Here is a 14,626-nt window from a genome sequence, read left to right on the forward strand (position 1 = left end):
CAACTGAACTGGGCTAGCGAAGGAGTGGGGGCAACAGCAGCTGCGCTGGTAGACTTATCCACAGTTGCTGGTAACAAAATCAGCAATCCGCCCTGGGTCAAATTTCAATCGGCAGGGTGGGTCAATTTTCCATCAGCGCCAACACACTAAGCAACCATCAGAAAATTTTGACTGTACGCCAAAAAATTCGCATCTACCAGCATCTAAACAGGCGTTGCAGGGCAATCGCATGAACGCCTGCCGATTTGAATGAGTCCTTTCCCAGCGGGCATCCTGAGCGCCTCTCTACTCAGGATGCCCTGCAATGTCGCATCACATACCAATCTCCGATGTTCTGGTCGCCATCAATGATCCCCGTCAGCAGGGCAAGATTCGTCACGACCTGGTCGAAACACTGGTCGTGGCTATCTGCGGCGTGCTTGCCGGCGCTGACACCTTCATCGAAATCGAACTCTGGGCTGAGCAGCGGCTGGACTGGTTCCGCCGTATTCTGAAACTACCCCACGGCATTCCCTCACACGACACCTTTGGACGGCTATTCAGCCTGATCGATCCAGAGGAGTTCGAGCAGGCCTTCCGCTGTTGGGTTGCGGCGATCCTACCGGCCCTTTCTCCGCAAGTGGTTGCCCTAGACGGCAAGACCAGTCGCCGCTCCGGCAAGAAAAACACGGCCCCGTTGCACCTGGTCAGCGCTTTTGCGGCTGATTCAGGGCTGATTCTCGGGCAGAGGGCGACCTCCCAGAAGTCCAACGAGAAGACCGCCATTCCTGAGCTGCTGGCCACACTGGCGCTTGAGGGCTGCACCGTGACGATCGATGCCATGGGTACCCAGCCGGACATTGCACAGGCCATTCTCGATCGCGGGGCGCACTATCTGCTGGCCATCAAGGGAAACCAGCCGAAGCTGGCCGAAGCGATCGATGACTTCGCTGACACCTTTTTGGACGGCGATCCTGCCCGGGTACCCCATGCGCACTTCGAGCATGTCGAGAAGGACCATGGCCGGCTGGAGGTTCGTCGCTGCCATGTTTTCGACCAACTCCAGTGCCTGCCACAGCCAGAACGCTGGCCAGGACTGCGCACTTTCGTGATGCTGGAGTCCGAGCGGACTGTGGGCAACCAGACCAGCCTGGAGCGCCGTTACTACATCAGCAGTCTTGCTCCGGATGCAGAGCGCATCGCACATGCCATCAGGGCGCACTGGGGCGTGGAGAACCGCGTCCACTGGTGCATGGATGTCATTTTTGGTGACGATCAGATGCGGATCCGAACCGGGCATGCTGCCCACAACATGGCCGTTCTCAAGCAACTTACATTGAATTTGATCCGGTTGGATCCGGTCAAGCGCAAGGGTGGCATCAAGGCACGAAGGCTGATTGCTGCAACCTCTGATGATTATCGGGCTGAACTATTAGGTCTCAGGTGAGCTTCATGCGATTGCCTTGACAGGCGTTGTTGATTATCATAAAACACTGACACTGTATTATATAATCGTGCTTTTGTGTTATTTTTTTAATATTTACTGATTACGTACTTGCTTAACCACTCAGTTGCGCTAGAACTAATAGACGCGAAATTTAAATCTCTAATTTTCCAACACTTAGTAAAACCTCGTTTGCCATCCCACTACCATTGTAGGAGCAAATCAGGAGACATAAAAAATTAGCGGTAGCGTGCCTGGCCCTCTAGATAAGTATTGGAGACTGTAATGAAGTTTGAAAAGTCACAGACAGCAATCGACCACCTGACTCCCGAGCAACACCGAATTACCCAGGAGGCGGGCACCGAAAGGCCCTTCACGGGCGAGTACAACGACAACAAGGAGCCTGGCATCTACGTCGACATAGTGTCGGGAGAGCCACTGTTCGCTTCGACGGACAAGTTCGATTCGGGTACTGGCTGGCCCAGCTTCACCAAGCCGATCGTTTCGGCAAACGTGAACGAGGTGCGGGACAGCGCACACGGCATGGTCCGGACGGAGGTCAGGTCAGTACACGCAGACAGTCATCTCGGCCATGTGTTCCCCGATGGTCCTTCCGACCGCGGCGGTCTGCGGTACTGCATCAACTCAGCGTCCCTTCGCTTCATCCCGCGCGACGAGATGGAGTCCGAGGGATACGGTGAATATCTCGATCAAGTAGAGGAGGCTTAACATGCATCAGCGCGCTGTTCTCGCAGGAGGATGTTTCTGGGGCATGCAGGATCTGATCCGCAAGCGGCCCGGCATCATCTCGACCCGTGTGGGTTACACGGGCGGCGATATTCCGAACGCCACGTATCGTAATCACGGCACGCATGCCGAGGGGATCGAGATTGTCTTCGACCCGACAGTGACGAGCTACCGGAACATCCTGGAATTCTTCTTCCAGATCCACGATCCGACGACGCTGAACCGCCAGGGCAATGATCGTGGGCTCTCCTACCGGTCGGGCATCTATTATGTCGACGAGGAGCAGAAGCGCGTCGCCGAGGATACGATCGCCGATGTGGATGCCTCGGGGCTGTGGGATGGCAAAGTGGTGACCGAGGTCCAGCCGGTCGGCGAGTTCTGGGAGGCCGAGCCCGATCACCAGGATTATCTGGAGAAGCGCCCGGGCGGCTACACCTGCCACTTCGTCCGTCCCGGCTGGGTGCTTCCGAAGCGCCAAAAGGTTGACGACGTACAGCCAGCGGCCGGGACCGCGGCGGAATAGGCTTCACTGCCGTTGCCACTGCGCCGATCCGGTCCGCAATCTTCGTGACCGCGTCGTTCAGCGACGCGGTCATCGAACCCTACTTCAGAGTGACGGCTCGTTCCAGTCAGTCGCCATCGCAACACCAGGATCGCAGATTTATGCCAGACCTCTCGTCCTTTCCGATCACGCAGCGCTGGCCGGCATCTCATCCCGATCGCCTGCAACTCTACGCAGCCCCTACGCCCAATGGCGTCAAGGTCTCGATCATGCTTGAGGAGACTGGCCTGGCGTACGAGCCCCACCTGATCGACATCTCGAACAACGAGTCGAAGGATCCGGCGTTCGTGTCGCTGAACCCGAACGGACGCATACCGGCGATCATCGATCCGGCTGGCCCTGACGGTAGACCCATCGCCTTATGGGAATCCGGTGCGATCCTCCTCTATCTGGCCGACAAGACGGGTCAGTTCATCTCCACCGAACCAGGCCAGCGTTACGAGACCCTAGCGTGGGTGTTCTTTCAGATGTCGGCCATCGGGCCGATGTTCGGTCAGCTCGGCTTCTTCCTGCGATTTGGCGGCAAGGACTATGAGGACAAGCGGCCGCAACAGCGCTTTATCGACGAATCCACGCGTCTGCTGGGGATTCTGGATCGCCGGCTGGAAGGCCGCGACTGGATCGTCGACGACTATTCGATCGCGGACATCGCGACGCTCGGCTGGGTGAATGCGCTGGTGGAATTCTACGCTGCGGGTGACATCCTTGGCCTCAGCAGCTTTTCGAACGTCCGCGCATGGCTTGGACGCGGGCTGGCTCGACCGGCCGTCCAGCGTGGCCTCCACATTCCCGCGAGGCCAGCATGAGCATCATCGCCGCCTATTATTACAACGAAGGCAAGCGAGTTCGCGAAATCGCGCTCGATGAGCACGTCAAGTTGGGCGAGAGTCGCTCGGGCTTCTGCTGGATCGCGCTTAGCGAACCCACCCCCGAGGAACTACTCGCGATCCAAAGGACATATAATCTTCATCCGTTGGCGATCGACAACGCGATGCACCCGCTGTGCCCGCCCAAGCTCGAGGTCTACAACGATGAGTTGTACGTCGTCGCGCAGACCGCCGAGCTGGTCGGCGACCGGATCAGCTACGGCAAGATGGCGATCTTCACCGGTCACAATCACCTTATCACCGTGCGGCACGGCAATGCCGGAGCGCTGGGCAAACTTCGGGAGCAACTCGAGGCATCGCCGACGCAGTTCGGCAAGGGTGTCGACTATGTGCTGCACGCGATCTTGCATCGCGTGGTCGACCAGTATCTGCCCATCTTCGAAATGATCGAGGACGACGTCCTGGCGATGGAGCGACGGTCGCTGCACGATTTCCTCGGGCCAGAAGAGGTGGCGCGAATCTTCGAACTAAGGTCCGAACTCACGCGGTTCCAGCGCACGCTCGGGGCTATGGCCGAGCTGGTGCGAAAGCTCGTTCGCGGCCACTTTCCCTGCATCAGCGCCGAAATGACACCATATTTCCACGACGTCGCGGACCATGTCCACCGCGTGCAGTCCATGGTCGACGGCCTCCTGCTTGTCCTGTCCACGGTCTTTGAGGCCAGCAGCCTTCTTGAAGCGCAAAGGACGGGGGTGATCACCCGCCAGCTGGCGGCTTGGGCGGCAATACTGGCAGTCCCGACGGCGATCGCTGGAATATACGGCATGAACTTTAAGCACATGCCGGAGCTGGACACGGCCTACGGATACTTTGTCGTGCTCGGAGTGATAGCGATATCGTGCGTTTTCCTATTTGTGCGCTTCAAGAAGGCTAAGTGGCTGTGAATACTGCCCATCGTTTTCTTCGCCGTCATCTGACGGTTACAGCGGGCCTTATACGGAAGCTTGTCCAATCCAACTCAAGATGAAGGTGCGTCCATGACATAGCAGCTGACCGACGCTCTACAAGCAGTTCAGTCCTTCATCGCCAAGGGCTAAGACCGCGAATAGCGCGTCAAGGACAGCAATCTCGTCGATCTCGAGCCAGGATCAACCATCGGTCCGTGCGGCATCTGCGTCGACGCGGCGTTTCGCCTCGGAAGCGGTGATGATGGCGATAACGCCTCCACCCTCTACGCGATCACCGATCCGGCGACCGAGCATAAGGGCCTGTTGATCGACGTGTTCGATGAAATCTGCTACCGCGACCCAGTTCAAGAGTCGGGACCTCAATGTAGAAGAAGTTGACTAACGAGCATTCGCGTCATCCGATCAAGCAAGCTGGAGACATTTATGAAAGCCATTGGTTACAAGGTTCCGGGACCCATCGCCGCGGATGCCGCGCTGGTCGACATCAATCTGCCTCGGCCTGTCGCTGCAGGATACGATATCCTGGTTGAGGTGAAGGCCGTCTCGGTCAACCCGGTCGACTACAAGGTCCGCAACAGCACGCCGCCGGCAGATGGCGATTGGAAGGTGCTGGGATGGGATGCCGCCGGGATTGTGCGCGAGGTCGGCCCCGACGTCACGCAGTTCGAGTTAGGCGACGAGGTCTATTATGCCGGATCGATCACACGGCCCGGTACCAATGCGGAGTTCCATCTCGTCGACGCCCGGATTGTCGGTCACAAACCTGCGTCGCTCTCCTGGGCGGAAGCGGCGGCGCTGCCGCTGACGACGTTGACGGCCTGGGAGGCGATGTTCGACCGCCTGGACGTGGCGAAGCCCGTACCCGGTGCGGCGGAGGCGATCCTCATCATCGGTGGCGCGGGCGGGGTTGGGTCGATCGCCGTCCAGATCGCGCGACAGCGCACGGACCTCACCGTCATCGCCACAGCCTCTCGACCGGAAACCCAAGAGTGGGTAAGAGGGCTTGGAGCTCACCACGTCATCGACCATTCTCGTCCGCTCGCGCCACAGATCGCCGAACTCGGCATCGGTGCTCCCGCTTTCGTCTTTTCGACCACACATACCGAGCAACATGTCGCCGACATCGCCGAACTGATCGCCCCACAAGGACGGTTCGGACTGATCGACGATCCCAAGGCATTCGATATCATGGTTTTCAAGCGCAAGGCGGTGTCGATCCACCACGAGCTGATGTTCACGCGGTCGATCTACGGCACGCCCGACATGAATGAGCAGGGCGAGATTCTGGATGCGATGGCAGCGCTGGTTGACGACGGCAAAATCCGCACGACGCTGACCCGGCGACTGTCGCCGATCAATGCCGCCAATCTGAAGACGGTGCATGCACTGATCGAAAGTGGCGCGGCTAAAGGCAAGATCGTCCTCGAAGGCTTCTAACGACCGCGATCGCCAAACATCTTGTCCAACCTCAAAAAGCCGAACGGGTTATGCCCCAGCGATGAGAATCCCATGACCAAATCTATTGCCACCGCCTCGATCAACCGCGAAACCGCAGTCGCCCTCATCGACGCGGCGCTCGCTGCGGCCCGTGCCATCGGCATCCCGGCTGCCGTCGCCGTCGTCGACGCCACCGGTAACCTGCGCGCGTTCGAGCGCACCGACGATGCGCCGTTCCTTACCGTCGATGTTGCCATCGACAAGGCCTGGAGTTCCGCCTCGTTTGGGTTCCCGACCCATGTCTGGAACGACTATGTGACCAACGATCCAAAAGTGGCGCCGCTAGCCTATCGCCCTCGGATGGTCGCTGTCGGCGGCGGTTATCCGATTCTGGAGGATGGGAAGTTGATCGGCGGCATAGGCATCTCCGGAGGCAACTATCAGCAGGATCAGGATGCGTGCGTCGAGGCACTCATGAAAATCGGGTTCCAGTTGCCAGCCTGACGACTGTGAGGCCATCACCGGTGGTAATGGCCAACAGATCCAACCTTTGAGAGGCCTAATGATGGAAGCGTTCGTCGTCTTTACGCGGGAAGAAACCAGCGACCCACATGCACTCGCAACCTATTCTGCAGGCGTCGGACCATCGTTCGATGGTCACGACGTTACCTTTCTCGCCGCTTATGGCGCGATCCAGCATTTGGAGGGGCCGCCCATCGAAGGGGCCGTAATCTTGCGTTTCCCGACGATGCAGGCCGCTCGCGACTGGTATGACAGTCCCGCCTACCAAACCATCGCTGCTCAACGCTTTGCCGGTTCCCGTTACCGCGCCTTTATCATTGAAGGGCGGCGGTGACATACCGACAGAAGCACTTCGGCGCTGACCACGAGGTATCGGCGTGTGAACTCGCATCTTGGGAATCTGTGGGGGGGACCAAGACAGCGGCGCTAGGGGCTCATATCGTCGATCGGATCAGAGAGTTGCTCGGCGAGAATGGGTTATCTATTGCCGAGCTGACGGAGCGGAGCCGCCCTCTCCCAACGGATTGATTCAATCGTTGACGCTCCTCCTATCCGGATCCGGGTTTTCGCACGCTGATCAACAGAGTTACAGCGCGCAACGCCTGTAGTGGGCATCAGGGGATGGGTGGCAATCAGGATGATTGCCCACCTTCCAACGATTAACCTTGCTCAAGTTGCTTCACTAGTCGCTCCGCGTCGAGATGGAAGTCCGAGAAAACAATGCTACCGCCAGCGTCGATAACCGTAAACCACGGAGTTCCTCGTGTGCGGTAGTCTTCCATGAAGGTTGGAAACGGCGAGCCGGTCGGTTGCTCGTCGTGACCGAAAACGATAGGAAGCTCATACTTGAGCTGGTTCACGCGCAACTTCTCGAAGGTATTCTCATGCGTTCCTTCGAAGACGGTCTGGATCACTGCGAACCCCACGTCTTTTGAGCTCAACGCTGCATGCAACTTTTGTAGCGTCGGAAACCCATGCAAATGGCAACCTTGGCACCAATGCTGGAAGGCAAACAAGATTTTCGGGCCGGGCCCGATATCTGACAGTTTGAACGGCGCGATACTTTCCCCATCTTTGCCAATCCATTTTTGCACCCGCAGCTCAGGCGCTTGTCGTTCGATCTCGTTCATCTGATCCTCCAACCCCGATACAGAAGCTTAGTGGATGATCGCGCGTCGCGACGGTGCGCGAACGTCCGACCTTATTTTCCCTATTTCCTGAAGCCAGAATAGATCAGATCGACATTTCGTCCTTAATATACTCAAGCTGCCGGCGAGCGCGAACTGGGCAACCATGCGCTGGTGAGCCTTGAGCTTTGCACGCTGCCCATCCGTTTGAGAGCGAACCTGCAACTTCCGCTCCGCATACCGCAGATCAGCGTACGCAGCCTTGGGGTTATCTACCCTATAGCCATTGGGTATTGGGAATCATGCTGGCCTGACGCTATGTTCGATACGCGATTTTTTACGATGATAGAGCATCTGTATCTGATTTTTAGTCGATTGGCTTATTCGGCGGATGTGCGGGCAAATGCTTTACGCAGAGTACTGAAATGAAGGCCGGCTTCGGTCTGCCGTATCGAGCAAGAGGGGTCACTATGGTCACCAGAGGTTTCACCGGTCGCGGTTCAGGCGACCAGTCCGATCGGATTCCGCCAGGTCAGCATCTGGTGGAGGATTTCCCTGTTCTGTCGGCCGGCCCTACGCCGAGGGTAGAGCCCTCCGACTGGAAATTCACAGTCAAAATTGGTCCGAAGCCCGTCAAAACGTGGAATTGGGGCGAATTCAACACTCTACCAAAGACCCAGGTGACAAAGGATATTCACTGCGTCACCTCTTGGTCCAAACTGGATACCGTTTGGGAGGGTGTACTCATTGAAGACATCCTTGCAGATGCAGAGCTTGATCGGCCTACCGATTTCGTCTTGGCGCACTGCTACGATAATTATTCGACAAACGTCCCTCTGACGGATCTGCTTTCCGGGAAAGCGATGGTCGCCCTCAGTTATGCGGGCAAGCCACTTTCCCGCGATCATGGGGGGCCGGCGCGTCTTCTAGTGCCGCACCTTTACTTCTGGAAATCCGCCAAATGGGTGAATGCGCTGCAATTCACGACGCGTGACGAGGCCGGCTTTTGGGAGCTGCACGGCTATCACATCTACGGCGATCCGTGGCGCGAACAACGATACACCCATGACTGAAAACGAAGCGCAAGTCCGTTCGTGGCAATCATGCGTGATCGACGACATCATCCAGCAAACACCGAGTATCAAGAGCTTCTTCCTTCGGTTGAGCAAGCCGTTCGCGCACACCGCAGGTCAGCACGTCGATATCCGGCTGACCGCGCCCGACGGCTACAGTGCAATGCGCAGCTACTCGATCGCGTCATCGGCAGTTTCGACCCCGATCGTCGAGATAGCTATCGAGCGCATGCCGGATGCCGAAGTTTCGCCGTTTTTTCACGACATCGCGGCGATTGGTGACGAAATCGAAGTTCGCGGTCCGCTCGGTGGCCATTTCCTTTGGCCTGAGCCTGCCATAGATCCGGTTCTGTTGATCGGGGGAGGCTCCGGCCTCGTGCCGTTGATGGCAATGATCCGGCAGCGCCGCGCATTGGCCCAAGCCGTTCCGACAGCGTTGCTCCTGTCCGCACGAACCGCCGAGGACGTTCTCTTCTCAGAAGAACTTCATTGCATCGAAATCAGCGATCCGGCGTTCGTCCTGGCGCTCGCGATTACGCGCGAGAAACCGGTTCGCGCATCGGACTTTGCGCGACGGATCGACGGCATGATGGTCCAAGAAATTCTAACCAGGCTTCAGGGAAAGCCGACGCAAGTGTTCGTCTGCGGGTCTAACGGATTCGTCAACATCGCAACCGATAGCGCGCTGCTGGCGGGCTTGGACGCCTCCATCATCAAGACGGAGCGCTACGGGGGCTAGCGGCGCGAGCTATCTCACGTCGCGCCGATCGTAGACGTGCGCCCTGGGAAGCTTTGGCGATCAACGTGAACCGTTTTGCCGAACACAGTCTTCGTACCCCCCGGCCTCTAGAACGCCTTCGCTCGCGATACCTGGCTCGACATCAAGCTCAATTTGAAAGTTCCTGCACTATCCGTCGTCCTGATATGCTCGACCAGCATGATGGGCGATTCGAGCGGGACCGCTTCCGTCCCAATCGAGGCTCGGTTACCTTAGAGCATCGGCTCGGCGCTACAGGAGGCGCGTGCGGCCTCTGCCTGGCGGTGAAAGCACTTTGGGCCATGTCGCCTGGATAGCGGCCAATCGTCAGCATCTGCTCCGATGTCGGCCAAGGTGCAGTCGCCATCTTTGAACGCCGCGAATTGGAGATCAACGCCATGACAGCGATCCGCGTGCAACTGCCGGAGATGCAATATGACAACTGATGTATTGCTGTACACCACGAATTGGTGCCCGTTCTGCCGCCGAGCGAAGGCGCTCCTCAAGGAAAAGGGCGTGCGATGGAAGGAGCTCGATATTGAGGCGGATCCGGCTCACCGGCAGGCCATGGCGGAAGCGTCGGGGCGAAGCTCCGTGCCGCAGATCTTCATCAATGGCACCCTTATCGGTGGCTCCGATGAGCTATTCGCGCTCGATGTCAGAGGCGAGCTCGACAAACTTCTCGGGCGCAACCCGCCTGCCACCTGAGGAGGTGCGGCTTGGGGCAGCCAGCCCGCGAGCCTTCGCCGGTTGATGAATACAAAAGGAGAGTCCGTTGGTCTCAGCCATCTGGAAAGACACTACTATCGCCACAAGCGACGAAACAGTCATCGTCGAGGGAAATCACTACTTCCCACCGTCAGGAGTCGACCTGAGCCTGCTTGAGATGAGCCCGCACACATCTGTCTGTCCGATCAAAGGCGCCGCGCGCTTCTTTCATGTTCGCGCGGGTGACGCGCTCAACGTGAACGCCGCTTGGACCTATCCCGCCCCCACTCCGGATGCCGAGGGTATCCGGGATTACATCGCTTTCTGGAAAGGCGTGGACGTTGCCTAGCAGACTGGACGGACGACTTCGCTGATAGCCATGCGGGCGCCGACATCTCAATTATCCTGCCCACCCCGGGCCTCGTCGGCTGCAGGAATCTGCCCGGCACCTTAGCGCGACCCGGCACTGGCGGTCTCGCACCCGCCGCGCCTCTGTTCTATCAATAAGGATGGATGACATGGAGCATTCCGAGTTCGATGCCGCTTTCGCGAAGCTTGCGGAGGGATACAGAGAAGGGACTTATGAAGGCCGGCGTTTCAGCTTGATCGTCCGGCGATCTGGGGACGGACGTCGCAACAGTCTGTTCGCCAGGGAGTTGGACGGGACTGACATTGTCAGCTTCAACCTCTTCCGCGTTACATCAGATAGGACATTGTTGAAGCCGTGCGAAATGTCCGCCGAAAAGGTCGTAGCGTTCGTGCTGGAGTTCCGACCGGACACCTGACGGGCAGAAGAAGATCCCGGCCAACCGGCGCGCCTGCGACGGCCGGCTATCTAAGGCTGCGCAAGCCTATAGCCGCAGCTCATTGCACTTCGTCTGGCGAGGAATTCAACATCGATACGTCGCCATCCGCGGGGATATCGGTACAGGCGCCCGTGTAAGCCAGATTGAGAAATCCTAAGCGATGACTAACACCAATGACGCCACCCTTCCGACACATTCTATTCTTGAGGAATGCACAGCGATGGCTGTCGTCAACGCTCTGAAGATTATTCTGAAGAACAGCTACGCGATCTACCTTAAGACAAAAAATGCCACTCGGGCGCATCCCGCCCCTACTTCAGGGACTTTCACTTGCTTCTCGCTCTGTCACTCACAGCATCGGCACGCCCATGACGCATGGTATCCAGGCCTCATAATTTTCCCATATAACCTTCTTGTCTTTTGCGCACCCAGAAAGACTCGAGGCTTTAACTGGACAGATGAGCCCTCGAGGGTAGTGTTCACCTGATTGGCTTTCTCATATCTGATGTTGATTCGCACAGTGTGCCAACCAGGTGATAGTTTCAAAAAACCTGCGCTTCAGAGCGAATTAGACGATCTTCGATAAGAGCGATCCGCCTCAAAATCCAAAACATCTAACATTGTCCTAGAGCCATATTTGTACCTAGTACTATGGCGCTCCCATTAACACATTTGATGACGCACAGAAAACTTAGCTCATGATAGCTTTCAGCTAACAGCTATTCGGAAGCCCGAAAGGATTCAACCGTTTAAGCGTGAACCGTCGATTATAAATACTTTCGTAAGTTAGCTTTAAAGGACGCTTTTAGTCCTTGTAAATACGCATTACGACTCCACAGCTACCAAATCCATACGGCGCCAGCAACCATTAAAACACCCGACACTACTAAAACAATAGTAGAGGCGCGATTGCTGCCTTTCAAAGTATGACCAACACCCACATCCATAACTAGGTGTCGAATTCCGGCTACGAGATGATAAATAAATGAAGAGTATACCAACCAGAAACTAACTTTGCCGAAAGGTGAAGAAAAAATCTCCTTGACTTCATTAAAACCCTTTTCTGACTCCAACGATTTGCTCAGCATATACAGTATCAGTCCCAGAAAAATAAAGAGCATAATTCCTGAAATCCGGTGCAGAATCGATGTAAGCGCCGTGAGAGGAAGCTGAATGGTTCGAATATCAAGATTAACCGGCCGCTTTTTATTCATTTTGACTCCAGTCAACAATTCTAGTGGGGGATTTCAGTTTTCGATCTCATTCATCATAGCAGCTGTAACTAAGGCTGGCGGCGACAATAATGGAGATATTCGGGGCTTACGTTGCATTTTGAGGTCGCAAGTGCATGTGCGTAAATTGAAGCAAATTGCAAGGTTATGCCCAATAGGTAGCTAGCTTATTAATTTAACAAAAGTGACGTGTGTCGTTCTGCAGGGCATGCTGTTCCCCAACCCTGGAAAACCTATCCTCTTTAACACGTCAAAGTCGATTGATAGGCTTGCTGCAACAGCTATCTGCCCGGTTGAAGTCGAAGATCGATGTATCTGTAGGGTTTGGAAATAAATGCGGGCGCCCACCGCACTCACGGCTCAGTTACCATTCTTTGTGCATCGCGGCCGCGCGGCTAGTTGGTAGCTGTTCTAAGCCTAGTCAGTGCCGCCCTTCGCCCCAAGCCCCATAGTCAGATTTGAGAAATGACAGTAGGCGATGCCGCAACGCGCTTCATCGACCTATGTAAAACGACTCCTTTATCGAAATAGTGCACTCATCGCTCTCCACGGCGATCCCTTCATCGCGAATTGCACCGCCCAAGACGATCTGCACTGAAATCAATACTTTCTGATGCCTCTTGATTAGAGATGCCAGCCATAATAATCTCATCGCCAACGCATACGGCGTTCGGCAGCCAACACACTCTCACTCACTACTGGAAGCTCAGACATGAAAACCATAGGCATTGAAAACTCGAAGTCCAGCGTACAGGCCCACTTAACGCTTGGAACCAAAACTATGGGGCTAGGTATCTATGGCGCGTACTTGGCTCTCGCTATTATTTACTTCTGGTTCGGCGGCATGAAATTTACCCACTACGAGGCCGAGGGCCTGGTTCCACTGGTGAGCAACAGCCCGCTTTTGGGATGGGTGTATAGCATTTTTTCGGTCGACATGTTCTCCAGCCTGCTCGGCATACTAGAGATTTCGATCGGCACTCTGATCGCAGGCCGCATGCTGTCGCCCAAACTATCCGTGGTAGGAGGCGCTCTGTCTGCAGGCCTGTTCTTCACAACCCTTAGCTTTATGTTTTCCACTCCGGGCGTCATTGAGCCTAGTTTAGGGTTTCCGGCGATTTCCGTTGCGCCAGGTCAGTTTCTGCTTAAAGACTTAGGGTTGCTTGCTGTTTCGATATTTGTGGCAGGCCATTCGCTGGTTGAACTGGAAAAACGTAAAATTAATGCATAATTTTTTCAATGGCTTAAGGCAGTAATGCCTTAGGCCTTTTTGCCATCATTTTCCCCCGCCAGATCTTTCAACCAGTCACGAGGGCTCAACCCCGTCTTGCGTCTAAATGCGCGAGACAGCGCCGAAGGACTTTCGTAGCCGACTTGAGCTGCAATCAGCGTAATCGAGCGCCCTTCTCGCATCAGCTTCTGAGCCAGGCTAACTCGCCAACTCAACAAATAATCAGCAGGCGTCTGTCCGATGACACTCTTGAAATGCACGGCATACGCAGCGCGTGACATATTTGACTCACTGGCCAGCTCTGCTATTGACCAGGCATGTTCCGGGGAGTTGTGCATCTGTAAAAGCGATCGGGCAAGCCGCATGTCGGCCAGTCCAGCCATCATTCCGGTGCGCAACTGGTGATGATCGAGCAGGTAACGGAGCAACAGAATGATTAGGAGCTCAAATAAGCGCTCAAGCGCGGCTTCCCTTCCACAATGCACATTTGCCGCCTCGGCAAACATCCACTCCAACGTGTCTGCCAGCATGGGCAGATCATCGAGTGCGAGCACCAAACAGTCCGGTAATGAAGCCGACAAAGGATTATCAATTCCGCCCTCAAACTCCATGGAAGCACACAACAACTTTGCGCCATCGGACTCACCCGCAAACAATTGATGCTTGGCGGGGCGTGGCATAAAAATCAAGCTAGGGCGAGTGAGCTGCAAATCCTTGCGATCGGGACCAAGCAACGTCACGCTGCCGGCCTGAAGCAGATGGATATAACCTCGCCGCTCGGCGCCATCGTAAGATGCAGAGCCGCATAGGTCGCCGTCATAGAACAGATTGGCCCGCACGCCGAACCGCGAGAGCAAATTAGACAAACGATCCATTGGCCGATCCTTGACGAGTCAGAACGCACAGACCATACCATCTGCGTTGTCGTTCAGTGCCTGTAGCGAACATGCCGGCGTAAATCAGCCAACGGATAAAGTGATCACTGAGCAGCTCAGCCTCCCTTTCCAGTTCGGCTGTTAAAAAAACAACACCGTTGTTTGAAAGCACCAGCAAATCAAGTGCTCACTCTTCTATTTTACGGGGTTGTACGCCGGAATCCCAGAAATTTCCGTCAGCCCAGCTCCAGTCCCGCCACGAGCGCATCCAGGTCGATGAACTTGCCGTCAGTCTGGAAGGTGTAATGCCCGTTCAGCAGGATGTGCCGCC

18 protein-coding genes are annotated in these 14,626 nt (G+C 56.0%); 14 read left to right on the top strand and 4 right to left on the bottom strand.

Features of this window, described 5'->3' with window-relative positions; all coding sequences use genetic code 11:
* Positions 1-304 precede the first annotated feature (304 nt).
* The 5 genes from JFT63_RS27000 to JFT63_RS27020 all read left to right on the top strand — a co-directional run bounded on the left by JFT63_RS27000 (position 305) and on the right by JFT63_RS27020 (position 4,503).
* Positions 305-1,426, top strand: a complete 1,122-nt coding sequence (locus JFT63_RS27000) for an ISAs1-like element ISPa60 family transposase (protein WP_010455375.1) — start codon at positions 305-307, stop codon at positions 1,424-1,426.
* A 282-nt stretch (positions 1,427-1,708) separates the two neighbouring features.
* Positions 1,709-2,152 (top strand): peptide-methionine (R)-S-oxide reductase MsrB, encoded by a 444-nt coding sequence (msrB, locus tag JFT63_RS27005; protein ID WP_003464965.1) that lies wholly within the window; start codon positions 1,709-1,711, stop codon positions 2,150-2,152.
* 1 nt (position 2,153) lies between these two features.
* Complete coding sequence (msrA, locus tag JFT63_RS27010; protein WP_003464967.1) at positions 2,154-2,693, top strand: peptide-methionine (S)-S-oxide reductase MsrA; 540 nt, start codon at positions 2,154-2,156, stop codon at positions 2,691-2,693.
* Positions 2,694-2,833: 140 nt separating this feature from the next.
* A complete protein-coding gene (locus tag JFT63_RS27015) occupies positions 2,834-3,538 on the top strand; it encodes a glutathione S-transferase N-terminal domain-containing protein (protein ID WP_003464969.1) in 705 nt (234 codons plus the stop codon).
* Positions 3,535-4,503: a magnesium and cobalt transport protein CorA gene (locus tag JFT63_RS27020; RefSeq protein WP_003464971.1), complete on the top strand. Its 969-nt coding sequence runs from the start codon at positions 3,535-3,537 to the stop codon at positions 4,501-4,503. The genes JFT63_RS27015 and JFT63_RS27020 overlap by 4 nt, the downstream gene beginning before the upstream one ends.
* A 204-nt stretch (positions 4,504-4,707) precedes the next feature.
* Here the strand turns inward: JFT63_RS27020 and JFT63_RS27025 are convergent, their stop codons facing one another.
* Positions 4,708-4,875: a hypothetical protein gene (locus JFT63_RS27025; protein WP_016487060.1), complete on the bottom strand. Its 168-nt coding sequence runs from the start codon at positions 4,873-4,875 to the stop codon at positions 4,708-4,710.
* Positions 4,876-4,950: 75 nt separating this feature from the next.
* Between JFT63_RS27025 and JFT63_RS27030 the strand changes: the two genes are divergently transcribed.
* The 3 genes from JFT63_RS27030 to JFT63_RS27040 all read left to right on the top strand — a co-directional run bounded on the left by JFT63_RS27030 (position 4,951) and on the right by JFT63_RS27040 (position 6,820).
* A complete protein-coding gene (locus JFT63_RS27030) occupies positions 4,951-5,964 on the top strand; it encodes a zinc-binding alcohol dehydrogenase family protein (RefSeq protein WP_002118279.1) in 1,014 nt (337 codons plus the stop codon).
* 72 nt (positions 5,965-6,036) lie between these two features.
* Positions 6,037-6,468: a GlcG/HbpS family heme-binding protein gene (locus JFT63_RS27035; protein ID WP_005006001.1), complete on the top strand. Its 432-nt coding sequence runs from the start codon at positions 6,037-6,039 to the stop codon at positions 6,466-6,468.
* Positions 6,469-6,529: 61 nt separating this feature from the next.
* A complete protein-coding gene (locus JFT63_RS27040) occupies positions 6,530-6,820 on the top strand; it encodes a DUF1330 domain-containing protein (RefSeq protein ID WP_005005999.1) in 291 nt (96 codons plus the stop codon).
* Between the two features lie 325 nt (positions 6,821-7,145).
* On the opposite strand, the gene JFT63_RS27045 is transcribed toward JFT63_RS27040, so the two are convergent.
* Positions 7,146-7,616 carry a TlpA family protein disulfide reductase gene (locus JFT63_RS27045; RefSeq protein ID WP_003464979.1) on the bottom strand — a complete coding sequence of 157 codons (471 nt, stop codon included), beginning with the start codon at positions 7,614-7,616 and terminating at the stop codon, positions 7,146-7,148.
* 422 nt (positions 7,617-8,038) lie between these two features.
* On the opposite strand from JFT63_RS27045, the gene JFT63_RS27050 reads away from it, so the two are divergent.
* From JFT63_RS27050 to JFT63_RS27070, 5 genes are all read left to right on the top strand, one after another.
* Positions 8,039-8,686, top strand: coding sequence for a sulfite oxidase-like oxidoreductase (locus JFT63_RS27050; protein ID WP_002118288.1), 648 nt, complete (start codon positions 8,039-8,041; stop codon positions 8,684-8,686).
* A complete protein-coding gene (locus JFT63_RS27055) occupies positions 8,679-9,425 on the top strand; it encodes a ferredoxin reductase (protein ID WP_002118292.1) in 747 nt (248 codons plus the stop codon). The genes JFT63_RS27050 and JFT63_RS27055 overlap by 8 nt, the downstream gene beginning before the upstream one ends.
* A 453-nt stretch (positions 9,426-9,878) precedes the next feature.
* Positions 9,879-10,151: a glutaredoxin 3 gene (gene grxC, locus JFT63_RS27060; protein ID WP_005005995.1), complete on the top strand. Its 273-nt coding sequence runs from the start codon at positions 9,879-9,881 to the stop codon at positions 10,149-10,151.
* A 67-nt stretch (positions 10,152-10,218) separates the two neighbouring features.
* Complete coding sequence (locus JFT63_RS27065; protein ID WP_003464986.1) at positions 10,219-10,500, top strand: DUF427 domain-containing protein; 282 nt, start codon at positions 10,219-10,221, stop codon at positions 10,498-10,500.
* 169 nt (positions 10,501-10,669) lie between these two features.
* Positions 10,670-10,936, top strand: coding sequence for a hypothetical protein (locus JFT63_RS27070; RefSeq protein WP_003464988.1), 267 nt, complete (start codon positions 10,670-10,672; stop codon positions 10,934-10,936).
* A gap of 860 nt (positions 10,937-11,796) precedes the next feature.
* Here the strand turns inward: JFT63_RS27070 and sdhC are convergent.
* Positions 11,797-12,171 (bottom strand): succinate dehydrogenase, cytochrome b556 subunit, encoded by a 375-nt coding sequence (gene sdhC, locus JFT63_RS27075; RefSeq protein ID WP_005005993.1) that lies wholly within the window; start codon positions 12,169-12,171, stop codon positions 11,797-11,799.
* A 730-nt stretch (positions 12,172-12,901) separates the two neighbouring features.
* Between sdhC and JFT63_RS27080 the strand changes: the two genes are divergently transcribed.
* Positions 12,902-13,420: a YkgB family protein gene (locus JFT63_RS27080; protein WP_003464991.1), complete on the top strand. Its 519-nt coding sequence runs from the start codon at positions 12,902-12,904 to the stop codon at positions 13,418-13,420.
* A 29-nt stretch (positions 13,421-13,449) separates the two neighbouring features.
* On the opposite strand, the gene JFT63_RS27085 is transcribed toward JFT63_RS27080, so the two are convergent.
* The gene (locus tag JFT63_RS27085) at positions 13,450-14,295 is read right to left on the bottom strand and encodes an AraC family transcriptional regulator (RefSeq protein ID WP_003464995.1); all 846 of its coding nucleotides are present in this window, start codon (positions 14,293-14,295) and stop codon (positions 13,450-13,452) included.
* Between the last annotated feature and the right edge of the window lie 331 nt (positions 14,296-14,626).

Origin of the sequence: Pseudomonas sp. MF7453, from assembly GCF_016405455.1 — a bacterium.
Classification (GTDB): Bacteria; Pseudomonadota; Gammaproteobacteria; order Pseudomonadales; family Pseudomonadaceae; genus Aquipseudomonas; species Aquipseudomonas paralactis.